Here is a 21,216-nt window from a genome sequence, read left to right as displayed (position 1 = left end):
GCAGCCAAGCGCGCGTCCCGGAGCCGGGTTTAGACTCGGACCTGGCCCAGCACCCCATCGAAGGAGCCCACCCATGCGCGCCACCATCATCCACGGCCCCGGAGACATCCGGGTTGAAGACCGGGACTACCCCACCATCCAGCTGCCCACCGATGTGGTGGTCAGGGTCACCGCGTCCTGCGTGTGCGGCTCGGACCTGTGGCCGTACCGCGGCGTCAGGCCCACGAAGAAGCCGACGGCCATCGGCCACGAATTCGTCGGCGTGGTGGAGAGCATCGGAGAAGGCGTGACCGAGCTGGCGGAGGGCGATTTTGTCATCGCGCCGTTCGTGATCAGCTGCGGCGAGTGCCCGCAGTGCCTCAATGGCGTCACCGTCGCCTGCGACCACCTGGCCGGCTGGGGCGGCCGGGATGACACCGGGCACAAGATCGACGGCGGCCAGGGCCAGGCCGTCCGGGTTCCGCGGGCGGAGAGCACCCTGGTCAAGGTTCCGGGTGTCACCGAGCCGGACGCTGCGCTCACAGCCAACCTGCTGACCCTGTCCGATGTCATGGCCACCGGCCACCACGCGGCACTTGCGGCCAAAGTCGCACCGGGCCGCACCGTTGTCGTGGTGGGCGACGGCGCCGTCGGACTTTGCGGTGTCCTCGCGGCCAAACGGCTGGGGGCAGAGCGGATCATTGCCATGTCCCGCCACGCGGACCGGCAGGCGCTGGCCCGCGAGTTCGGCGCCACGGACATCGTGGAGGAACGGGGCGACGACGGCGTGGCCAAGGTCCGCGAGTTGCTGGGCGGAGTGCTGGCCGATTCGGTGCTGGAATGCGTCGGCACGAAGGAATCCATGGAGCAGGCGCTGCACTGTGTCCGGCCCGGCGGGGCGCTGGGTTTCGTTGGCGTTCCCACGGGCGGAGCCGAGGTCACGCTGCGCTACCTGTTCGACTCCAACGTCTCCATCGCCGGCGGCATGGCTCCGGCCCGGACGTACATCCCCGAACTGCTGGCGGATGTGCTGGCCGGAGCCATCAACCCCGGCCGCGTCTTTGACTCCGTGATGCCGCTGGAGGAAGCGCCGGAGGCGTACAGGGCGATGGATGAAAGGCGCGCCATCAAGGTGCTGCTGACTCCCTGATTCGGCCGACAGCCCGCACGCACTTAACAGGCGCGACGCCGGCGCTCCGCCGGTGGCGCAGAATGCGATACTAAGTCTGCGTAGTGTCTCGGGCCGCGTGCCGTCCGGGACGTCGCTTCGTTGCGAGCCGGGGGAACTGAATGCAACTCGACACCTTAACCCTCAGGGTTGCCTTCGCCATTGTCGCGTTCACGTTGGCGCTCCTGTTCTACTTTGCTGCGTACCGGAGCACGCGGTCCCCGTACAGCGGCTGGTGGTGCGTGGCCCTGACGCTCTTCCTCGCGGGATCCGCTTCCTACCTCTTCAACGGAACACCGCACCAGGTGTGGGCCAATCCGCTGGGGAACTGCCTGCTAGTGGCCGGGGCGGCGTGCGTGTGGGCCGGTGCCAGGTCCCTGCGGGCTTCGCGGCCGCGTTCCTGGCAGCTGGCGGCGGGTCCTGCCGTTGTGACCGTGTCGTCAGCCTTCGAAAATCCGGGCGTGAACATCTGGGCCGGAGGCGCCGTCTTCCTCGCCCTGATGAGCCTCATGCTGGGCCTTGCCTCGCGCGAACTCTGGCGGCTGGAACCGGGCTACTCCAGGGTCCGGATCCCGTTGGCCATCGCCGCTGCCTTCTTCTCGGCCTACTACTCCTGCCGGCTGATCGTGTATCTCGGCGAAGGCCCGGACGGCCGGATCTTCGTGACCTATTTCGGCTCGGCGGTCACCACCCTGGTCACCATGGCGCTGCTGGTAGTGGTGTCCTTCAGCATGGCGGCCCTAAGCAGCGAACAGCAGACGCGCGCGCTCCGGGCCGTGGCCACCCAGGACGGCCTCACGGGGCTCCTCAACCGTGCGGCGTTCCTGGATTTGGCCTCCGATGAGCTGCAGCGGCTGCGGCACACCCGGGCGCTGGGCTCCCTGATCCTGGCCGACCTGGACCATTTCAAGGCGGTCAACGATACCTACGGCCACGCTGCCGGCGACACGGCTCTGCAGTCCTTCGCCGCCGCCTGCAACGGCACGGTCCGCTCAACAGATCTTGTGGGACGCTACGGCGGCGAGGAGTTCATCTTCCTTCTGCCGGGTGTGAGCCCGGACCGGGCAGAAGCCATCACAAAGGAAATCAACCGGCATTTGAGGGCAGTCCGCGGTCCCGACGGTTCCCGGATGCCCACGGTCAGCTACGGCATCGCGCCCATCGGCCACGGCCCGTCCGGCCTCGATGAGCTGATCGCGACGGCGGACGCCGCCCTCTACGAGGCCAAATCGCAGGGCCGCAACCGCACAGTCCGGGGACTCCCCGCGCCGTAGCCCGCAAAGTAGGGCACTTGTCCCCTTTGCGCGCCCCGCCGCGGGGTCTAGCGTGATCCGCATCAGCATCCACCGCCGTCAAGGAGCCGTCATGGCCGGGTTTGTGCAGATCATCCAATTCCAGTCCTCCCGCATCAAGGAAATTGAAGAGCTGGGCCGTCCGTCGAGAACAGAGGGCAGCACGACGCCCACGTTCCGCCGCATTGTTGCCACCGCGGACCGGGACCATCCAGGGACCTACTTCACCATCGTCGACTTTGATTCCTTTGACTCGGCGATGGAGAACTCCGGCCGCCCGGAGACGTCGGAGTTCGCAGCGAAGATGGCCGCATTGTGCGACGGCCCCGTGATCTTCCACAATCTGGACGTCATGTGGGAGGACACCGGAGAGGATGCGGACAACAGCTAGGAGCAGGGCATGGTTTCGGTAACCCCTGGTCCGGAACCGGACGACGTCGGCGGCCGCGGGAGCCTTGTTATTGAGCTCGATGAGCTGCCCTCTGGGTCGCTGGCCCTGGTGGGCGGCAAGGCCCTGAACCTCGGAAGACTCGTGGCGGCCGGCTTTCCGGTTCCGCCTGGTTTCTGCCTGACGACGGCGGGTTACCGGATGGCCGCGACGGCGGAGCTGGACGCCATTGCCGCCCGCCTGGACGGTGCCGGCCCGGAGGGCGCCGACGGGCTGTCGGACGGGGACCGTGACGAACTCGCGCGGCGTGCCCGGGAGACGGTGGCGGCAACACCGGTGCTGTCCGACGTCGAGGCCGCAGTCCGCGGGGCCTACGCCGCGATGGGCAACACACCGGTGGCGGTGCGGTCTTCGGCCACCGCCGAGGACCTGCCGTTTGCAAGTTTTGCGGGGCAGCAGGACTCCTTCATGGACGTCGCCGGCGCCGATGCCGTCGTCGAGGCCGTCCGGCGCTGCTGGGCCTCCCTGTGGACCGACCGTGCGGTGGCCTACCGCACTTCGAACGGGATCAGTCACCGCGAGGTGGGCCTCGCCGTCGTCGTTCAACAAATGGTCGACGCCGGCATGGCCGGCGTGCTGTTCACCGCCAACCCGGTGACCGGGACGCGCACCGAGACCGTCATAGACGCCGCTGCCGGGCCGGGACAGGCGGTGGTGTCCGGTGCCGTGAATCCCGACCATTTCGTGGTGGACACCGCGTCGGGCCGGACCCTGCAGCCGCCGGACGGCACGGCGCTAAGCCTGGGCGAGGACCAGCTGCGCGAACTGACCTCCCTCGGCGACGCCGCCCAGCGGCTTTTTGGCGCACCCCAGGACGTGGAGTGGGTGATCGACCCCGGCGGGAAGGCCTGGCTGACCCAGTCGCGGCCCATCACCACGCTGTATCCGCTGCCGGACGACGACCCGCTCGGCGGACAAGCGGGAACGGATGCGGCCTCGGGCGCGGCCGGCGCGGATACGCGCGTCTACCTGTGCGGCACGCTGCTCCAGGGACTCACGCGCCCCATCACCCCGATGGGGCTCTCGGTCCTTGGACTCATGCGGGGCAACAAGGGTCCCTGGAAGTACGTGAACCCGGGATTGCGGATGTACATCGACCTGACACCGATCATCCGCAGCAAATCCGGCCGGAAGGCACTGGTGAGGATGCTGCCGCTCGCGGACGGAAGGTCGGCTGCCGTCTTCCCGTGGCTGCTGGAGGACCCGAGGTTCAACATTGTCCGGCCGGCCCGCAAGAGATCGGACCGGAAGGCCACTCCGGGCCCCGCCAGGACGGAAGCAAAGGGCAGCGAAGGAACCCAGAGCCTGGGCCTGATGGCAGGGCTCGTTCCGGCGATGACCCGTACTCTGCTGTGGCCGGACGGGGAACTGCGCAGGGCCCGCCGCTTCCAGGACCGCCTCGAAGCCCGGCTGACGCTCCCCCTTCCGGCCTCTGCGGCGAGGCGGCTCCAGCACGCGGAGGACGTCTTGGGAACCGATGTCATCAACGGGTTGATCCAGGCCACTCTGCCGGGTCCGTCCGTGGGGTACCTGATGCTGGCCGCGGCCCGCAGGCTGCTCCGCGGGATTGCCCAGCCGCGCGAACTTGAGGCAGTCCTTCGGGGGCTTCCGCATAACGTGACCACCATTATGGACCTGGAACTGTGGCACCTGGCGGTCTCCCTGGGCCGGGACCCGGAAGCGCGGCGGGTGTTTTCGGAGCTGCGGCCTGACGGGCTTGCTGACCTCTACCAGGCGGGCACGCTGCCAGCCGCTGCCCAGGACGGGCTGCGGAAGTTCCTGACCAAGTACGGCCACCGGGCCGTGGCGGAGATCGACCTGGGGATGCCGAGGTGGGCTGAGGAACCGGACCATCTGTTGGGAATGATCTCGAATTATCTCCGGGTGGAGGATCCCGAACAGGCGCCGGACCGCCAGTTTGCGAGGGCCGCCGATCATGCGGAGGCCCGGATCAGCGAGCTGGTGGAACGGGCCGGGAAGAAGGGCCGGCTGCGTGGGCGACTCGTGGCGCTGTGCCTGCGCCGGGCACGCCAGCTGTGCGGCCTGCGTGAATTGCCCAAGTACTACATCGTGATGGTGCTAGCGGAGATGCACCGGCAGCTCACGGCCGTGGGTGCCGAGCTGGCGGGGACCGGCACCGTCGCGGACGCCGGCGACGTGTTCTTCCTGGACTTCGATGAGTTGCGGGTGGGCCTGCGCGGGGCCGACCTGAAAGGAATCGTCGCCAGCCGCCGTCGGCTGTACGACGTCGAATTGCGGCGGCGGCGCGTGCCGCGCCTCCTGCTCTCGGACGGCACCGACGTCGAGGCAGCCATGATGGCGGCGGCCTCCGCGTTGCCCGGGACCGCGGCGCCGGACCGACTGTCAGGGACGCCCGCGTCCGCAGGCACCGCCACCGGGAAGGTCCGGGTCGTGATGGATCCGGTCGGGGCTCATCTGGAACCCGGGGAAATCCTGGTGGCCCCCTCCACTGATCCCGGCTGGACGCCGCTGTTCATGACTGCAGGCGCACTGGTGATGGAGATGGGCGGCGTCATCTCACACGGGGCGGTGGTGGCCCGCGAGTACGGCATCCCCGCCGTCGTGGGTGTTGCCGATGCCACCGGTCGGCTGCGCGACGGGCAGACCGTCACCGTGGACGGCGCGGCCGGAACCGTAACGTGGTGAGGCTCTTTTCCATGGCGCAGGAGGAACCCCGTTCCGCCGGTGGGGTTGCGGATGACGCAACGCAGAGGGACGCGGAGATCCGCGACTGGGACTGGGCAGTCCTTCCGGAGGGTTCGACGAGCAGCCGCTTTGCAGCACCGAGCGGCGGCCTGGCGATGGTCACTATGGGCAAGCCGCAGAACCCGCGGGTGGTGCTGGTTCCCGGGGCCACGGGCTCCAAGGAGGATTTCGCAGTGATGATGCCCGAGCTCGCCGAGGCCGGGTTCTACGTGGTGAGTTACGATCTGGCGGGCCAGTATGAATCCGCAGCCGCCGGCCCGGAGAACCTCGTCCCGCCCCGGAGGCACTATGACTATGAGCTCTTCGTGAACGATTTCATCGCTGTTCTTGAATCGGGCGAAGGTCCGTCGCATGTGGTGGGCTACTCCTTCGCCGCGATCCTGGCGCAGATTGCCTACTCGCGGCGCCCGGAGTTGTTCCGCAGCCTCACGCTCCTTAGCTGCCCGCCCCTGACAGGGCAGTGTTTCCGCGGAGTCAGCAGGATCGGGCGGTTCACCGGCTGGGCCAACGGCCGGGTGGGGGCCGCCATGATGATCTGGGGCATCCGCAGGAACGTCAACAAGGTCTCCCCCAACCGGCTGCGGTTTGTCCGGGAACGGTTCCGGTTTACGCGGCGGCAATCGGTCCGGGACATCTACGAACTGATGAAACAAGTGCCGGACCTCCGGCGGGCCATCGCCGCCGCCAATGTGCCGAAATTCGTGGCCGTGGGAGAGCACGATCTTTGGCCGCTACGGCTGCACCGCCAGTTCGCGCAGTCGATAGGTGCCCGGATTTCGGTCTACCGCGGAGGCCATAGCCCGTCCGAAACATCGCCGCACCAGTTCGGCCGGGACCTGCTTGCCATGTATGCCGCGGACAACTGAGAGAGACACAAAGTGTCGCAAGGGCACTTATACCCTTGCACGTTATGCGTCAGCCCCGTACGTTGGGGACAGCGGGGGACGTTCTCCGCTCTGCGGGCCTCCGTGTCTGCAGAGAAAATCAGAGTCACATAAAGGAATGCAGCCATGGCAACAGGCACAGTTAAATGGTTCAACGCCGAAAAGGGTTTTGGCTTCATTGCCCCCGATGACGGATCAGCTGACGTTTTCGCCCACTATTCGGCGATCGCAAGCAGCGGTTACCGTTCACTGGATGAGAACCAGAAGGTCGAATTCGATGTGACCCAGGGTCCGAAGGGCCCGCAGGCAGAGAACATCCGCCCTCTCTAAAGGCTTAGGGTAAAGGCGCCGGCGCCCAGCCGGCCCACCCTGCACCAACAACAGCCCCTCCGAACCATCCGGTTCGAAGGGGCTGTTGCGTTGGCAATCCCGCAACTCCCGGAGGGCCGGCGGTTAGCGGGCCGGTCCTGTCTTGTGCCTGGCGCGCTGTACTGCCCGGTACACCGTGGACCTGACCACGGAAAAGAGCTCTGCGAGTTCGCCCGTGGTGTGTTCGCCGGCGTCGTGCAGTTTCACTCAAATGAGCCTCCTGCGCAGGTGACAGCTTGGGCTTCTTTCCGCGCAGGCGGCCTTTGGCTTTCGCGATCTTCATGCCTTCGCGCGTGCGGGCACGAATCAGGTCGCTCTCGAATTCAGCCACCATGGCCAAGACATTGAACAGCAGTTTTCCGACCGGGTCAGTTGGATCGTGCACCGATCCGCCGATGCTGAGTTTCACATTCCGCTGGGCAAGCTCGTCGACGATCTCGTGGGCGTCACGCACCGACCTGGCCAGGCGGTCCAGCTTTGTCACCACGAACGTGTCCCCGTCCCGGCAGGCCGCCATCGCTTCACGGAGGCCCGGACGGTTCCGGTCAGTACCGGTCAGCCCGTGATCCACGTAGATCCGGTCCGGAGTGATCCCCAAGGCTGCCAAGGCGTCGCGCTGCGCCGTGAGGTCCTGCTGCTCCGTTGACACCCGCGCGTAGCCGACCAGCAAAGCGGTCATGCGCAACAGTGTGCCACGCGACTTTTAGGTGGACCAGATAGGTCACCGTCACCGGGCACTGCGTTTGTGCTGGTGAGGGGTGGGTCCGCCCGGAGGAGGACCGTCCTACGGGACGGCTTCTACGGGCGGGTGTGCGAGAAATGTTTCGCTGTGTTTCGTGGGGTGGTGGGTGCGCGCGGGTGCCCGGAAGGGTACCTCGGCCGTCGGGGGTGCTGCACGAGTGCCCGGACCCGAGTCCATCGATTCGCTCAGCCGATCGGTACCTTAACTGGCAGGAACGTGTACGGACCTCCGCACTCGCGGCCATAGGGATACTCCCCGGTGGGCTCCGTTTCGATCGGAAATGTGCGGGCAATGCGGGAACCCGAAGCCAGCACGGCTTCAACGTAGACAGTCCTCACGCTGGCGGGTGGGACAAGGTAAGGCGCTGACTGGGGCATCATCCACTTGCCATCGGGGCTTTTGGCCACCGGCGCTGGAGTGCAGTTTTCCTCGAAACAGGCTGCGACCGACGTGGGTTCATAGGAAAACTGGAGCTCCACTGGGCCGACGTACGCGTATCCCATGGCCGGGCACGCCCTGCTCCATGGCCGGCTAAACAGCAGGAGTGCCAAGGCCACAACCGCGGCACCGACGCCAAGTCCGACTAGAAGTAACCCGCGAGGCTTCATGGTGCGAGCTTAGCCCCGAGCGGTTCCCGTCGGCAGATGCCAGTTTTCGGCCCGGTTTGGGTTCCCCACGGGATCGCCTAGTGGACCGTGCCGCAGAGGGTTGGGCTCACGATCAGCTAACGGGCAGGTGCGACACCAAGCGATGACAGAACACCGCCACGAAGCGATCAAATCCACATCCCCGGGGCCGCCCGCAGTGGCCCCCGTCGGGCATGAAGCTGGACATTATCGTGTGTCAGTCTCAGGGTTCCTATGCGGTTTGGGACGGTCCGAGCGCATGTACTGAATCCACATCACGAGAGAGGCGACCGCAACTGTGAGGGACAGGGCAGCGGCGATGAGAAAAACAATGTTGTCCTGTGTCCCAAACGCTAGCGCCGTGAAGCACCCGGTCATTACGGTATAGCCCACTATTTGGAGCACCAAGATGCGGGGGCCGGGCCGCGCCGGCTTCTTCCCTGGTTCGGTCACGCCTATCGAGTCCGTCATCCGCAACCAAACGTTGCGGCGCCCACCGTCTGTCATGGCCCAACCCTAGCCCCGGTAGCCGTCGTGCTGTAGGTCAACAAGCACGCCCATCCGCAGCGGCGTCGTCTTCGCGTGAGAGGCCTGGCGTCGTGGAACTCAGCGAACAGCCGAGTTCATCCGCTTGCTGCGCCGATAACGAAGGTCGCAAGAAACATCGCGTAAGAGCACCAATAGAAGGTCCTGGCGGGTTGGGGCAATTCGGTCAGGAGTCGCTTGATCCCACGGATAGTTTTGATGACGCTCCTTCCATCGGTTCATCCTGCTGCGCCTGGCTGGCTTCCGTTGACGTCATTGCAGGAAAACGGTCAACACGAGGCCGACTAGCGCAAGGATGACGACCAAAATGATGGCTAATAGTTGTATTTGCCAAAGAACATCAACATCCGCAGGAGCCGGGCGCTCTCCCGTTTATTGTCTTCGTGGCCAGCATCTTTTTGGAGCATGTGTCACCCTTGTCGCCTTGCCCGGCGTGTCCGGCCGAGCTCCCAAGCCACGCAGGCTTGATGCTGACAGCCTAAGGTTCCGCAACTGGCATAACCATAGTTTTACCTCGGTTCCCCGTCACGGGCGCCCGGTCAAGGTCGCTTTCCTTGGGGCTGCTCATGCCGCCTTATTTTCGGTTCGAGGCGCGTGGGAACACCGAATTTCAGCCCGGTAAGGGTTCCTCAAATGGGTCGTCTGTGCCGCGACGGGACTCCTATTGGCGGCTTTCTTCTCTATGTGGTTTTAGGTGCTCTGGGAAATCTTCATCCGACAGGCGGGGAAATGTGCAGGAGAACTCGCCCCGGTATCCAAACAGGAAGCCCGTGACCGGGTTCCGCACCTGCATCTGGATGGTGTAGACGCCACGGTCGTCATCGAAGCTTTCATAAAGGTCTGCGGTGCCAGTCAAGGCCGCAGGGAAGGTGAAACCTATGACACCTTCGTAAAACCGCTGGGCTGTTGACTGCAGGTGCAACGTTCCGTCGGCGAGAACTTCCAGTTTCAGGTCAGTAGCCAGATGTTGGTGCGTTCCGAGGTAATCGACAACCGCGCCACGTTGAGGGCTGTAGATCATGGTGGCATCGAAGCGGCGTCTCCTGGCCCGGGGCAGCTCGAGGGTCCGCACGAAGGTGACCGTGGGTCTGCCGAAACCATCAACGTACGGATAGTTCTCGATAGTGAACGGGATGTTCCGTCCTTGGTCGGGGAAGAGGATGTTGCGGAAGGCCCCCAGACGAAGGAACGGAACTGTCCACCATGCGCCACAGCGGACTTCCGAGAAGACCCCTCGGCCTACGCAGGCATATCCGCTGTCTATGTCCACGCCGAAGCGCTTCTGGAGCATGGGGTGCAACTTCCGGAAGTCTTGGCCCAGGGCTAGCTCGAAAATCGAAGGCATGGTTACTCGTCTTTCGTCCCTGACTGAGCAGCAATTCTTGGTGTTGAAGGTGATGGCAGCGCATCCAGAGCTGATGGGGCACGACCAAAGTGCGCATCAGATGGCGCCCGGCGGCAACGTCCTGCCCGAGGCACTGTCCAATGCGCCGGGAGAGCGGATGCTGTCAAAAGGGCAGTACCAGCCAGAAAAGCCCAACCTGTGTTTCTGCCGTTAATTGCTTTGTTGAGCAGAACGCCGGCGCTTACGGCACCACCGGCTCTCACTGCCGCATCAATAATCCAGCGGTTACGGGAGTCGCCGGGGTCAATATCGGATTCTGCCCATAGACGCAGTCGGTCAAAGCTGAGGGCAGTGGCCCATCCCAAAGCGGGCCGGATGAGCCTGGCGTCAAAGGCCTTCCCTACGATTCCCATTCCCGGCCGGTAGTTATACCCGGTGATAAAACGCACGCCATCTTCCGTGGGGATGTAGCGCCAGTACCCCGATCCTGCCCCGATAGGTGACAAAGCATCCGAGGTATCAAACTTGAGCACTGACGTCGCCTGCCCATCCTTGCGATACCGGTGACCTAGCGAGGTCCCGGTCCCGCGAACGGTATGCCATGGCAACCAGAACTCGTAGCGAAAACGAACAGGTTCACCTTGCTGGTCACCGCCCATCGGGACGATGCGGGAAAAACGCAAATCCCAGCGAGGATGGAGTGCCAGGTCCTGGCTCAGCACCCACACCCGGTCCATGGAAGCCCGAATCCCAATCTCTACGAAGATCGGCTTGTGCTTTCCCGATGTTTCTCGCTTTGCGCTTTCCCCCATTCGAGAATCATAAATGGCAGTCGAAGCGGACAAGGTGCATGCATTCGGTGGCTTACTAGCCTCGGCCGTTCAAATGTTTTCATTGATTCCCTTCAGTGGGTTGAAACTGTCGCGCTGTAGGTTCCTCATACGCGACGTAGAAGCATGCCGGCGGCCACCTTGCCGGAAGCCCCGACGGGTGGTTCAGTTCTTTCATGCCACGATCTGCGGAGAAACCAGAGAGGGCCGATCCTCCCGCGTCTAAGCAGGCGGCCAGACGGAAAATTACCCGCATTACCTACTGGTCGTTGCCGTTCATGATCATCTTCGGAGTCCTGAACTTCTTCCCGGACATACCGCTGCCCTGGGTGATTGCAAAGGTCGCTGTCGAGATCGTCTTCGTTATTGTTCTCGGTGTCGCCGTCATCAGGTTCTCGCTCTGGCAGCGTGCTGAGTACTGGCGCGAGCGGGGCCGGGATCCCAAGCATCCGGAGCGCTTTCCAGGACACCTTCCGTCCGACAGGACCCCGGGTTAAGGGAAGCTGCACGGTAGGCTCCTCCTCAGGGTCTCTGGCCGGGTCCCAACTGCCGGTCTTCGCCTCCCAGTGGAAAATCGGAGTGCCCGGTGGAGGATTTCCTTACGGACTGCCCCTCCACAAACGGTCCCGTAGAGGGTTCGGCTGATGACGAAACAGCTTCGGACCATACCTCCAGTGGCTGGCTTCCATCCGTTGGACCGATGACCGCGAGAACGCAGAGATTGCTCTCCGCTTCCCACGCCCCAAGACTAGGCTGTCATTACGTTACTGGCGCGAGGAGTAGTGCAATGGAGATAGACGGAAGCCGAACAAAGCCGCTGTTTGAAAAGACCGAACACTGGTCGTCGCCGCTCACTCAGGACGAAGCGCTGACGGCAATCTCCAAAGCGTTTGCGTCGGACAAGGCAAGGATCCACCAGGACGGTGAACTCCTTGAAATACAAACGGGATCCAATCTGCAGTATCGCCTCTGGGGCAACCTATTTTCATGGAGCCGCCGGAAAATACCGGTGGCGTTGACAGTGCGCATGCGAGCAGCGGAGCACGGCGTCCATATTGATGCGCACGCATTCGACACCTTCGGTTTCCGACTAACCGACCACACATTTTTCGGAGCCCGAGAAAATTTTGAGGATCGGCTCGAGGTTCTACTTCGCCAGGCAGCTGCCGCTGCAGAGGCATCTCCGAAAGCCTAAAGCAATTCCGAGTCAGGCTTGATGGCATCAAACTGAGCTGCTCAGCGTCCAGAAGCGTCCCGTAGAGGGTCGCATTCCACGAGGCTGGTCAATCCTGGCGATATTTTCGCCCGTTGTAGTGGTCTGCCAGTTTTCGGCCCGGTCAGGGTTCGGCCGGTGGAAGGTCCTTCGCGAGTAGGTCAATGCTGGTGCACCACTGCCACGACGTCGCATAAACGACTTACAACCTCAGCGACGCATTAGCAGGGGGCATAACATTTGCTCGGCGTCTGGGGAGAACCCCACCGGATCGGATTCATGGCCACTTCAACGAACATCGACCAAGAGCTCCTCTCTCTATTTGCGCCGCCTCATGATCACGAACGCGCTGATTCCCAGAATCACTAACATGACGGCGGAAAAACCACGACGAACAGAGGGTCAAGTCCCGCTCCTCCATAGCTGGGAGAAAAATTCTTCACATGTACTCCTGCCTCTTGTGGTGTGCAGCTAGTTATCGTCTGAGCGCTCAGGGAAGCGTTCGGGATGCTTAGGGTCTCTGCCGCGTTCGCGCCAGTACTCATCGCGTTGCCACAATGAAAACCGAGTCGCCCAGATGATGAATATGATCGTGCCAACGGCAAGAATTGCCACCTTGCCCCAAACCCACGGCTCGGGCTCAATGGGTAGGAAGTTCAGAATAATCATTGCCAAGGCCAAGGCTGACCCATAGTAGGTGAGGCGGCGGAGCCTGCGCCTCAGCTCAGGGCTTGCGCTGACCGGAGGCTTGCCTGTCGGCTTTCGTGGGGATCGCTCTGGCATGAGTGTACTGAACCACAAGCGAAAGCATTCCGATAGGGCCCATACCAGTTGATCCTCCGGCCCCGCGTAGATGCCCGGTAGAGGTCGCAATCGCTCTCCGCAACCAATTCCTGGCAACAACTAGCCTCACTCGTCGCATGACCAATATTCGGCCCGGTCAGGGTTGCAATCCTATGGGCTGCTCTCTCCTGGCTATTTTCGCCAGACGTCCTGATCAACCATTTTTCGGCCCCAGTCGGGGTTCGGCTTTGGAACACTAAAACGGCGCGTTGCCCGGGGCTGCCCGCTCCGCTGTGTGGGCCAGGAACCGGCCCGCCCGCCGGAAGTCACGGACGAGAAACCCTACCCCGGCCGCTATTACTCCCACACCAATTGCCATCAGCCAAGCGAACAGACTGTCACCGCGGAGAGCTGAGTTCATGACTTGGGGAATGAAGATGAGAGGATACAACGGCGCCAGAAGCAGTTGCGTGGCGAGGCCCTTTCGTAATTGCACCGCGGCGGCCCGGCTGACTGAAAGATGTTCCGGATCGATGGGTCCCTTCCCTGCGATCTGACGACGGACCTGCTTCTTTTCCTCGTTTTCCAAGGAAAGAAGCACATCAATCCTCCCGAACTTTACTGCGGGTGCCACTTTCTTCGCGTTGTGGACCAAGCCCCCAATCAGGGCGCCTAGAAATCCAAGGAGAAACCCGAAGGTTAGGAAGGTCGGCAACCTCTCCGGTGTGCCCGGGAAAGCCAGGGTTGCGCCGATGGTCCCGGCCGCGACCAGGATGAAGAATCCGGCAGGGAAATAGCGGGTGTAATAGGTTTTCACGGCCTCGCCCAGGCCGTTGTCCTCGACGCCCTGCGCTCTTCTCTTCGCGTCTGCCCAGCGGTCATTGGCCTCCGCCATGAGATCGTCAATACCGCTCATCGTCTTCTTCTTCCCCGAAGCACAAACGCTGACAAGGCGCCCCTGAAAACCTGCTGATGCGTCCTGTGCAGATCCTAGCGCCCGGAGGACTAAGGGACACGTCTCCACAGCGACTAGGTTCGCGACAGGGTTTAACAAACCAAGGTTGATGCCGGCCTCATCGGCACCCGCACAACCAGTTAGATGCCCGCTCAATGTTGCTATCTCTCTGAGCGACCAGTTCTCGGCAACAACTAATCCCACGAGTCGAATGACCAGTTTTCGGCCCGGTCAGGGTTGCCGACGTGGAATCCCCAGCGATGCGGACTTACCTCTGGCGTTGAGTGCTTGAATGAGGGCATGGTGGATCGCAGCGTACTGCTCTCCGGCGGCGGCATTGCCGGCTCGACCGCCGCGTACTGGCTGGCGAAGTCCGGTTGGTCGGTCACAATTGTGGAACGAGCGGCCGACACACCATCTAGCGGCAACCCTGTCGACGTACGCGCAGGAGCGGTCGCTGTTGCACGGCAGATGGGCATCTGGTCGCGCCTGGAGGAGGCTGCCACCGGTGTCGAGCGCCTGGTCTTCGTCGGCGCCGACGGGCGGCCACAGGCCACGATCCGCACGCGCCAGCGTGTCGACCGCCACGAGGAGGTCGAGGTCGCACGCAATGAACTCGTCGCCCTGTTGCTTGAGAAGGCCCAAGAGACAAGTCTCATCATCCGGGACGACTCGATCACCGCTTTGCACCAGGACGGCGGCGGAATCGACGTCGAGTTTCAGCGGACTCCTTCCCGTCGCTTCGACCTGGTCGTCGGAGCCGACGGACTCCACTCCACCGTTAGGCGCTTGGCGTTCGGCCCCGAAAAACGTTTTTCCCGCCCGTTCGGCATGTTCGTGGGCACCGTGCGCGCCCCTGCACCGATCGAGGATGCGCGCACCGTGCTGTTGTACAACGAACCGGGAACCTCCTTGACCATCCATCCGGCCGGCGGGAAGCCCGGGTTCGCATTCATCTTCCGGGGACAGCACGATTTCGACTACCGCGACGCGGACCAAGGCAGACGCCTCGTCGAGTCCACCTACGCCGGCGGCGGATGGTTCACCACGCTCGCGCTTGAGAAATGGGGCGCGTCCGACGATAGGTACTTCGACGCCGTCACCCGCGTGGACGTACCGCAGTGGACTGCCGGCCGCGTGGTGCTGCTCGGTGACGCGGCGAGTTGCATCTCGTTGTTCGGTGACGGCTCCAGCAGCGCGATCGTCGGGGCCAAGACCCTCGCCGACGCGATTGCCGCCCACCCGGACGACCACACCGCCGCTTTCGCTGGCTATGAACACACGCACCGCAAACACATCCGACCGCTACAACGGCGCGCCGGCATCGCATCGCGCCTCCTCGTACCCAAGACCCGATCGGGCATCACGATGCGCAATGCGGTGTTAAACGCGCTCCCCTTTCGGAACGAGCGACGAGCCCCAGATTCGCAGCGATAAGTGGCGGACTATTCGCAGCCCTAAATGTCACTTGGCGACCGTTAGTCGATGGTTAGATGGAACTCATGGGGAGCATGTCGGTGGTTGAGGAGCTGCGCGAGCACTACGTTGCAGTAGTCGGATCTGAGCCGGAGTACCACGATATGCGTACGCGCTCAGGGGAATCTGTGGGCGTCTTCGAGTGGCCAAAAGGTACGAGCCGGATGGGCGTCCACCTCTATGCTTCGGCTGGCGCCACCCGCCATGGCCCGGGAGCCAGACAGCACGCCGTTGAGCTCTTCGTGGGAGTGAAGTCCGGTTCCGAGGCGGTAAAAGAGGCGTTCGCCAACATGGTTTTGAGCGTCCTCAAAAGCAACACAGTGCCTCAACACGGCGTCCTTGTGGCAGGCAATTGGAAAGTCATAAAGGGTCGGAAATTCACGGGATGGGTGCTAACCGAACGTCCCGATGACCTGATCCCGGAACTCCAGCTGACGAACGGCCGGCACGTCGTGTTCCTCGACGCCTTGCCGGTCTTTCCCGAGGAAGCCGAGTACAGGCACGGTAACCGATCCGACGAGCTCTTCGGAATCTGGGAAGAGACCGGCGTTAGATCCTGGGACCTGGACAGAGACTTGCCAGCGGGGATAGAAAGACGCTCAATCCTTCGCTGGCCCTCGTGGGCACTGCGCAATGAAAGACCTTGATAACTAACCTGTGATCCGACTCCCTTAGGGCATCGATATGTGCGCCCGTTGTGTCTGGCCTCGTAGCCCTTCGGCAAACTTTAGGGAGGACGTGTGGGTCTGTGGGACTACCATCCGAGTGTCAGACGCAGTGGTGCCCGGCAGCATGTCCAACGTCCAGAGGATTGTCGCAGCCATGAAAGCAGAGCACGGATTCTCCGCGTCACGACACTGAGAACACTTCAAGCGTCTTGGGCCACACGACCACATAACGATCTCCATCGGCCGGCCTGTATGCCGCCCGTACGCCGACCCATCGTGGGTCACGGCGCAGCGATGTCATCGCGTCCTGAAACGCTTCGAGTGGTCGGTCGGTGTGGACGAAGATGTTCATCTCGCCGGCATCGAAGTCGTGGCCGTCCACGAAACCGTGTGCATCCGGGAGGTCTGCCTCAAGCAGATCCTCCATCGAGATGAGCGCATCAAAGTCGGCCTCAGAGGTAACTGGCCATTGCAAAACGAGGATGTATTTCACATCTGCCCCCTAAGGCTTTCTATCGAGGAGCAGAGTTCACGAGCTCGTAGTGTTCGACCAAGGGAAACGGTTCGTAAAATCTGTGCAGTAGCTGCCGCCACTGCTGGTACTGCGGGGATCCCCTGAAACCAACGGTGTGGTCCTCCAAACTGTCCCACTGCACGAGCAGCAAATAAGTGCTGGGAGTTTCGATCGAACGCGAGAGCGACAACGAGATAAAGCCTGGCGTCGACGCAATAATCGATCTAGCCCGGTCGAACGCTGCCTCAAAATCTTCTTCATGACCGGAAATGACGGGAAGCAGCGCGTGCTCGGTAATCATTAGGCAAGTCTCGCAGGTTCGCATAGATCGTTAGTTAGGAACGCTCCACTCGGTCGGCCATGATGGAGAATTCATCCTGTTGATGGCATTTGGGGCGGTTCCTATGACCGCGACTGCCTAGCTAACCCGACACCCGTTACCCATCGTGCCGTCTCACGGAGGGGGTGCTTTCGCTGACAGAAGCATCCATCTTGGCGCTGCGCGCGGTTCGTCGTGGACCGAATTGTCCCTGGTGGCCATCACCGGATGTTTTTGCACTGACTGTAACTCCAGGCGAGGTTCCGGAAATTTAGTTACCGAGCGGGACATTCGGCCCGCCGTCACAGATATTGGGGGTTATAACAATGAATTCCAATCGCGCCGGAATCTTCACGGCCGTCAGCATGGCGGGTTTCGCCGTCGGCCTTGTACTCGCCGGATGTGGGCCACAGCCAGGAACCGGCCCTGCCGCCGCCTCGAACGTGACCGTGAACGACACGGCCGAACCCACACCAGCGCTAGCATTTCTGTCAGCTGCGGCACCGGCGGCCTCTGCCGCCAGTGCGGTATCAGGGTCAGAGCTGCCCGCTTCGTCGGCGAAGCACGCAGCTCCAGCACTGAAGACCTTCACTTTCCCGGACGGACACATCTCCTTCACCTATCCGGAAGCATGGACGGTGCGAACCGTGCTCCCCCCTGCAGGCCTCCCCGGCGTTGAAGCGATCGTCACTGACAGCGGAGGCAATGATCTGCTCTCCCTGGGAAATGGCTTGACCGCTGGTTGTGCTGGCGGTCCCGTATCGCGTCGGGTGTTCGATCAAGTGGCTGTTCCTGGAATGGCTGCACCGGACGACGCCGAGCCCGTTTTCGGCTTCGTCGTAGAGTCCTATGGTGATGGCGACGCCTACTTCATGGGGCTAAGCGATCCCCGCTCACTGGCGCAAGGTGAGGGCGTCTCATCGTGGTGCAATCTCGTTTCAACGGCGAACGGCGGCCTGAGCACCCGAGTTCTGTTCAATGACCCTGCCTTCCCAAACAGGGGCGCAGCCAGAGCCTGGATGGCAACTGACCAATACGTCCAACTCAAGGCACTGCTGATGAGCCTGGCCTACGTCTGACCTCGCGTCGACCGACGACTGATCTTTTCGGGCAGGCATTGTCGGGTCAACGGGTCGGAGTCTCCGTACCGTAGTGAAGGAAGGAGGCAGCCGTGCAGGAATGGAACCGGGCTATCGAGCTCATCGAGGCTGACCTTGCCTCGCAGATCGACGTTGGACGTCTGGCACAGGTGGCTCTCACCTCGGAGTACCACTTTCGGCGAATGTTTGCCTCACTCGCGGGCTTGCCATTGTCCGAATACATCCGGCGCCGGCGGCTGACGGCAGCGGCAGCGGAAATTGTCGCTGGCCAGGCCGTACTGGACGTAGCGATCCGGTACGGGTATGGGTCGGCCGAAGCGTTCACCCGGGCTTTCAAATCCATGCACGGGCTCACTCCGTCACAGGCGCGACGCCCGGGCGCCGTGCTCCATTCACAACCGCAATTGAGATTCCATCTTCGAATCGAAGGGAGTGCCCACATGAAGCACCGCATAGTGAAGAAGGACGCCTTCCGCCTTATCGGGCTCAAGACACGTGTCCGGCTCATCTACGAGGGTCCGAATCCGCTAATCGAAGAGTTCGAGCGGAACCTGGACTCGACGGTGAGGCCGCGACTGGCACAGTTATCGGACACGGAGCCGTTCGGGCTGCTCGCTGTCACCGAAAATCTCGAGGACCCGGGAACAGAGGGAAGCGAATTGGATTACTGGCGCGCTGCGGCATCATCACGGACGGCGCCGGTCGGATACGACTCTACGGATATCCCGGCCGGGCTATGGGTTGTGTTCGAGACAGAAGGCAAGTTTCCCGAGGTCCTGCAGCATCTTTGGGCTGACGCAGCGGCCGAATGGTTCCCCGCGAATCCATATCGCTGGGCGCCCGGACCACAACTGCTGAGCGTCCAGTCGGAACCAGACGGCTCTAAAGGCCGCGGCCAACTATGGATCCCCATCGAAGCAATCACCACCGATACCAGATAGCTGCATTCGGGGAAACGTTCCGGTATTGGTTGCTTCCGCGAGGGTTCATTCGCGGAAGTAAGAAAGGACCGACGCCGTCACCAGCCGCCGCGGGTCGGCGTATGTCCCTTTCGGGCATCATCGGGCATGGCCATTTCGGCCCGCAGGCCCAGGAGCCGGATCGGTCGGCCCGCTTCGATTCCGGCCGCGAGGTCCAAAGCCCGCGCGAGGATTTCGTGCCGGTCGAAAGTCTCGGGGATCTTTTTCGCGTGGGTCTTGGTGGAGAACGGCGCGTACCGAACTTTGAGGGTTAATCCGATGACGGGCCGCCCTTCAGCCACAACATCCTCAAGGACGCGCGCTGTCAGTTCCCTGACGGCGTCGTCCACCTGGGCGGGCTCGGTCAGGTCCCGCTGGAAGGTGGTCTCCCGGCTATGCCCGCGGGCAACCCACGGGGTGTCGTCCACAACGCTGGCGCCGTCCCCGCGTCCGAGCTCCGCGTACCAAGGACCCATCCTGGGGCCGAACTCCGGGACCAGGTCTTGGGGGTCGCACGCGGCGAGCTCGGCGACGGTGTTGATGCCGAGTCTGGCCAGCCGGCCTGACACTTTGGTTCCGACGCCCCACAGATCCTTGGTGGGCCGACTGCCCATGACCTCCAGCCAGTTCCCGGCGGTGAGGCGGAAGACTCCGGCCGGCTTGCCGAAGCCGGTGGCTACCTTGGCCCGGACCAGGGTATCGCCGATGCCCACGCTGCAATGCAGCTGCGTCCGCTCCAGGACAGCGGCCTGCACCTGCCGGGCGTAGGCTTCCGGATTCTCTGTCTCAATGCCTACAAAGGCTTCATCCCAACCCAGCACCTGCACGGTGGCGCCGGGCTGCGAACGCAGGGTAGCCATCACCGTTTCAGACGCCGCGAGGTACGCCTCGTGATCGACCGGCAGGATCACGGCGTCGGGCACTTTCCGGGCCGCAATGCGTAAGGGCATTCCGGAACCCACGCCGAACGCCCTTGCTTCATAGGAGGCGGTCGACACCACAGCTCGTTCCGTGGGGTCGCCCCGACCGCCGACAATGATCGGTTTGCCCGCAAGCTCCGGCCGCCGGAGCACTTCGACAGCCGCAATGAACTGGTCGAGATCGACGTGCAGTACCCACCGGATTCCACTCACTCCTTGGCGCTTATTTCTTGATCTCGTAGCGCAGAAGTACCACGCCGTTTTCGAACGGGGTGGCCCCAAGCAGCCGCAGGTCTTGCCAATCCTCGAAAATGCGTTTTCCCTTGCCGCGTGACGCCGGACAGACCAGCATCCGGACTTCATCGACGACGCCGGCGTCCATCAGTGAGTGCATGAGCCTCAAGCTCCCCCACAGCCAGATGTCCTTGCCGCTCTCCTCCTTGAGCTTCCGGATGGTGGCGGCCGGGTCTCGCGTTACGGTCGCGGCGGGAAGGTCACCCCATGGCGCGTCAGCCAGCGTCGACGAGGCGACGAACTTGGTCAGGTTGTTGAGCTTCTCACCGTATTCACCTTGTTCATTGGCAGACGGCCAGTAGTCCTTGTTCTGGTTGTAGGTATTCGCGCCGAGAATCATCGTGTCGACAGAGTCGATGAACCCCATCAGGCTTGCCTTGAACGCCTTGTTGGTGGTCTCGGAAAACGGCTCTCCTGACACGAAGCTGAGCCCGCCGTTCTCCTCCGCGGCGATGTTGTCCACGGTGACCCACTGCTGAACTATGAGTTTTCGCATGGCGCCAACTGTAGCCCGCTGGCGCGCGATCAACGAGCCCCAATTCGTCGGGCTGGACGGCATCCGAGCGGACATCGAAAGCGATGAAATCGTCTGGTCGGATGCCTAAAACCGTGCTTTCGTTGGCTTAGACGCAACTCCACTTTGGAGGGGACACATGAGATACCGCTCGGATCCGAAAAGTGTTCGCCAGATCGTTGCCTTCTCGCTCACGATTGCAGCCTCCCTGGTGCTACTCCTGGTTCCTGTGTACAGCACAGCGATAATTTCGAATGACGGGCCAGACCAAGTCACTGCCTCAACCCTGCTCGAGATCGTAGGGCCTTACGTCTTTGTGCTGTTGCTGATCCCCGTCGCTCTGACCGGGCTGCCTCTCCTAGTGAGGGGACCGGCACGGATGCCCGCATCCGTCGCGACCACCGTTGCCCTCACCATCTTCACCATGCTCGCTTCCGCAACCATTGGCTGGTTCTACGTGCCCGCCCTGGCGGCCGCGCTCGCCTCCCTCATGACCCCGGCCCAAAAACCGTGGCATGAGCCGTCGGCGAGCTAGAGTGGTAGCC

At 62.8% G+C, this 21,216-nt stretch carries 20 protein-coding genes and 1 pseudogene; 14 read left to right on the top strand and 7 right to left on the bottom strand.

The features are described 5' to 3' along the window. Positions 1–73 precede the first annotated feature (73 nt). The 6 genes from ACSQ1X_RS02560 to ACSQ1X_RS02535 all read left to right on the top strand — a co-directional run bounded on the left by ACSQ1X_RS02560 (position 74) and on the right by ACSQ1X_RS02535 (position 6,828). Positions 74–1,129 (top strand): zinc-dependent alcohol dehydrogenase family protein, encoded by a 1,056-nt coding sequence (locus tag ACSQ1X_RS02560; RefSeq protein ID WP_436056536.1) that lies wholly within the window; start codon positions 74–76, stop codon positions 1,127–1,129. Between the two features lie 140 nt (positions 1,130–1,269). Further along, complete coding sequence (locus ACSQ1X_RS02555) at positions 1,270–2,421, top strand: GGDEF domain-containing protein (RefSeq protein WP_436056535.1); 1,152 nt, start codon at positions 1,270–1,272, stop codon at positions 2,419–2,421. 91 nt (positions 2,422–2,512) lie between these two features. Then, the gene (locus ACSQ1X_RS02550; RefSeq protein ID WP_436056534.1) at positions 2,513–2,830 is read left to right on the top strand and encodes a hypothetical protein; all 318 of its coding nucleotides are present in this window, start codon (positions 2,513–2,515) and stop codon (positions 2,828–2,830) included. Positions 2,831–2,839: 9 nt separating this feature from the next. Then, positions 2,840–5,554: a PEP/pyruvate-binding domain-containing protein gene (locus ACSQ1X_RS02545; protein ID WP_436056533.1), complete on the top strand. Its 2,715-nt coding sequence runs from the start codon at positions 2,840–2,842 to the stop codon at positions 5,552–5,554. 11 nt (positions 5,555–5,565) lie between these two features. Then, on the top strand, positions 5,566–6,480 hold the full coding sequence (locus ACSQ1X_RS02540; RefSeq protein WP_436056532.1) for an alpha/beta fold hydrolase: 915 nt from the start codon (positions 5,566–5,568) through the stop codon (positions 6,478–6,480). Positions 6,481–6,624: 144 nt separating this feature from the next. Continuing rightward, a complete protein-coding gene (locus ACSQ1X_RS02535; RefSeq protein WP_013599688.1) occupies positions 6,625–6,828 on the top strand; it encodes a cold-shock protein in 204 nt (67 codons plus the stop codon). 123 nt (positions 6,829–6,951) lie between these two features. Here ACSQ1X_RS02535 and ACSQ1X_RS02530 read toward each other — a convergent pair. Both ACSQ1X_RS02530 and ACSQ1X_RS02525 read right to left on the bottom strand, forming a co-directional pair. Beyond that, positions 6,952–7,546, bottom strand: a pseudogene (locus ACSQ1X_RS02530) (recombinase family protein). 1,896 nt (positions 7,547–9,442) lie between these two features. Continuing rightward, entirely contained in the window at positions 9,443–10,126 is a 684-nt protein-coding gene (locus ACSQ1X_RS02525; protein WP_436056531.1) for a DUF4166 domain-containing protein, read from the bottom strand. On the opposite strand from ACSQ1X_RS02525, the gene ACSQ1X_RS02520 reads away from it, so the two are divergent. The 3 genes from ACSQ1X_RS02520 to ACSQ1X_RS02510 all read left to right on the top strand — a co-directional run bounded on the left by ACSQ1X_RS02520 (position 10,125) and on the right by ACSQ1X_RS02510 (position 12,151). Then, the gene (locus ACSQ1X_RS02520) at positions 10,125–10,340 is read left to right on the top strand and encodes a hypothetical protein (RefSeq protein WP_055801205.1); all 216 of its coding nucleotides are present in this window, start codon (positions 10,125–10,127) and stop codon (positions 10,338–10,340) included. The genes ACSQ1X_RS02525 and ACSQ1X_RS02520 overlap by 2 nt on opposite strands. 894 nt (positions 10,341–11,234) lie before the next feature. After that, positions 11,235–11,453 (top strand): hypothetical protein, encoded by a 219-nt coding sequence (locus tag ACSQ1X_RS02515; RefSeq protein WP_436056530.1) that lies wholly within the window; start codon positions 11,235–11,237, stop codon positions 11,451–11,453. A 290-nt stretch (positions 11,454–11,743) separates the two neighbouring features. Further along, a complete protein-coding gene (locus ACSQ1X_RS02510; protein WP_436056529.1) occupies positions 11,744–12,151 on the top strand; it encodes a hypothetical protein in 408 nt (135 codons plus the stop codon). 1,057 nt (positions 12,152–13,208) lie between these two features. On the opposite strand, the gene ACSQ1X_RS02505 is transcribed toward ACSQ1X_RS02510, so the two are convergent. Then, the gene (locus ACSQ1X_RS02505; protein WP_436056528.1) at positions 13,209–13,868 is read right to left on the bottom strand and encodes a hypothetical protein; all 660 of its coding nucleotides are present in this window, start codon (positions 13,866–13,868) and stop codon (positions 13,209–13,211) included. 339 nt (positions 13,869–14,207) lie between these two features. Between ACSQ1X_RS02505 and ACSQ1X_RS02500 the strand changes: the two genes are divergently transcribed. Together ACSQ1X_RS02500 and ACSQ1X_RS02495 are read left to right on the top strand one after the other, a co-directional pair. Then, positions 14,208–15,344 carry an FAD-dependent oxidoreductase gene (locus ACSQ1X_RS02500; protein WP_055801210.1) on the top strand — a complete coding sequence of 379 codons (1,137 nt, stop codon included), beginning with the start codon at positions 14,208–14,210 and terminating at the stop codon, positions 15,342–15,344. 56 nt (positions 15,345–15,400) lie between these two features. After that, entirely contained in the window at positions 15,401–16,030 is a 630-nt protein-coding gene (locus tag ACSQ1X_RS02495) for a suppressor of fused domain protein (RefSeq protein ID WP_436056527.1), read from the top strand. Between the two features lie 202 nt (positions 16,031–16,232). Here ACSQ1X_RS02495 and ACSQ1X_RS02490 read toward each other — a convergent pair whose 3' ends face one another. Continuing rightward, positions 16,233–16,544, bottom strand: a complete 312-nt coding sequence (locus tag ACSQ1X_RS02490; protein ID WP_436056526.1) for a hypothetical protein — start codon at positions 16,542–16,544, stop codon at positions 16,233–16,235. 19 nt (positions 16,545–16,563) lie between these two features. Further along, entirely contained in the window at positions 16,564–16,866 is a 303-nt protein-coding gene (locus tag ACSQ1X_RS02485) for an antibiotic biosynthesis monooxygenase family protein (protein ID WP_055802414.1), read from the bottom strand. A 344-nt stretch (positions 16,867–17,210) separates the two neighbouring features. Between ACSQ1X_RS02485 and ACSQ1X_RS02480 the strand changes: the two genes are divergently transcribed. Both ACSQ1X_RS02480 and ACSQ1X_RS02475 read left to right on the top strand, forming a co-directional pair. Next, positions 17,211–17,963, top strand: coding sequence for a hypothetical protein (locus ACSQ1X_RS02480; RefSeq protein ID WP_436056525.1), 753 nt, complete (start codon positions 17,211–17,213; stop codon positions 17,961–17,963). Between the two features lie 92 nt (positions 17,964–18,055). Then, the gene (locus ACSQ1X_RS02475) at positions 18,056–18,925 is read left to right on the top strand and encodes an AraC family transcriptional regulator (protein WP_436056524.1); all 870 of its coding nucleotides are present in this window, start codon (positions 18,056–18,058) and stop codon (positions 18,923–18,925) included. A 77-nt stretch (positions 18,926–19,002) separates the two neighbouring features. On the opposite strand, the gene ACSQ1X_RS02470 is transcribed toward ACSQ1X_RS02475, so the two are convergent. Further along, a complete protein-coding gene (locus ACSQ1X_RS02470; protein WP_055801222.1) occupies positions 19,003–20,076 on the bottom strand; it encodes a DNA polymerase IV in 1,074 nt (357 codons plus the stop codon). Positions 20,077–20,086: 10 nt separating this feature from the next. Next, on the bottom strand, positions 20,087–20,653 hold the full coding sequence (locus tag ACSQ1X_RS02465; RefSeq protein ID WP_436056523.1) for a dihydrofolate reductase family protein: 567 nt from the start codon (positions 20,651–20,653) through the stop codon (positions 20,087–20,089). 157 nt (positions 20,654–20,810) lie between these two features. Between ACSQ1X_RS02465 and ACSQ1X_RS02460 the strand changes: the two genes are divergently transcribed. After that, positions 20,811–21,206 (top strand): hypothetical protein, encoded by a 396-nt coding sequence (locus ACSQ1X_RS02460; RefSeq protein WP_436056522.1) that lies wholly within the window; start codon positions 20,811–20,813, stop codon positions 21,204–21,206. The last annotated feature ends 10 nt before the right edge of the window (positions 21,207–21,216 follow it).

Source organism: Arthrobacter sp. LjRoot78 (genome assembly GCF_964254335.1).
Lineage (GTDB): Bacteria > Actinomycetota > Actinomycetes > Actinomycetales > Micrococcaceae > Arthrobacter.
The sequence above is the reverse complement of the archived record's forward strand: the minus strand, read 5'-3'. Positions and strand labels throughout refer to the sequence as shown.

What these genes read in the sequence shown, in the direction of transcription:
- ACSQ1X_RS02460 (WP_436056522.1), top strand. Translation starts at nt 20,811, where the DNA reads ATGAGATACCGCTCGGATCCGAAAAGTGTTCGCCAGATCGTTGCCTTC.
- ACSQ1X_RS02510 (WP_436056529.1), top strand. Translation starts at nt 11,744, where the DNA reads ATGGAGATAGACGGAAGCCGAACAAAGCCGCTGTTTGAAAAGACCGAA.
- ACSQ1X_RS02515 (WP_436056530.1), top strand. Translation starts at nt 11,235, where the DNA reads ATGATCATCTTCGGAGTCCTGAACTTCTTCCCGGACATACCGCTGCCC.
- ACSQ1X_RS02495 (WP_436056527.1), top strand. Translation starts at nt 15,401, where the DNA reads ATGGAACTCATGGGGAGCATGTCGGTGGTTGAGGAGCTGCGCGAGCAC.
- ACSQ1X_RS02545 (WP_436056533.1), top strand. Translation starts at nt 2,840, where the DNA reads ATGGTTTCGGTAACCCCTGGTCCGGAACCGGACGACGTCGGCGGCCGC.
- ACSQ1X_RS02500 (WP_055801210.1), top strand. Translation starts at nt 14,208, where the DNA reads ATGGTGGATCGCAGCGTACTGCTCTCCGGCGGCGGCATTGCCGGCTCG.
- ACSQ1X_RS02505 (WP_436056528.1), bottom strand. Translation starts at nt 13,868, where the DNA reads ATGAGCGGTATTGACGATCTCATGGCGGAGGCCAATGACCGCTGGGCA.
- ACSQ1X_RS02480 (WP_436056525.1), top strand. Translation starts at nt 17,211, where the DNA reads ATGAATTCCAATCGCGCCGGAATCTTCACGGCCGTCAGCATGGCGGGT.
- ACSQ1X_RS02550 (WP_436056534.1), top strand. Translation starts at nt 2,513, where the DNA reads ATGGCCGGGTTTGTGCAGATCATCCAATTCCAGTCCTCCCGCATCAAG.
- ACSQ1X_RS02485 (WP_055802414.1), bottom strand. Translation starts at nt 16,866, where the DNA reads ATGATTACCGAGCACGCGCTGCTTCCCGTCATTTCCGGTCATGAAGAA.
- ACSQ1X_RS02560 (WP_436056536.1), top strand. Translation starts at nt 74, where the DNA reads ATGCGCGCCACCATCATCCACGGCCCCGGAGACATCCGGGTTGAAGAC.
- ACSQ1X_RS02525 (WP_436056531.1), bottom strand. Translation starts at nt 10,126, where the DNA reads ATGCCTTCGATTTTCGAGCTAGCCCTGGGCCAAGACTTCCGGAAGTTG.
- ACSQ1X_RS02535 (WP_013599688.1), top strand. Translation starts at nt 6,625, where the DNA reads ATGGCAACAGGCACAGTTAAATGGTTCAACGCCGAAAAGGGTTTTGGC.
- ACSQ1X_RS02555 (WP_436056535.1), top strand. Translation starts at nt 1,270, where the DNA reads ATGCAACTCGACACCTTAACCCTCAGGGTTGCCTTCGCCATTGTCGCG.
- ACSQ1X_RS02465 (WP_436056523.1), bottom strand. Translation starts at nt 20,653, where the DNA reads ATGCGAAAACTCATAGTTCAGCAGTGGGTCACCGTGGACAACATCGCC.
- ACSQ1X_RS02520 (WP_055801205.1), top strand. Translation starts at nt 10,125, where the DNA reads ATGGTTACTCGTCTTTCGTCCCTGACTGAGCAGCAATTCTTGGTGTTG.
- ACSQ1X_RS02540 (WP_436056532.1), top strand. Translation starts at nt 5,566, where the DNA reads ATGGCGCAGGAGGAACCCCGTTCCGCCGGTGGGGTTGCGGATGACGCA.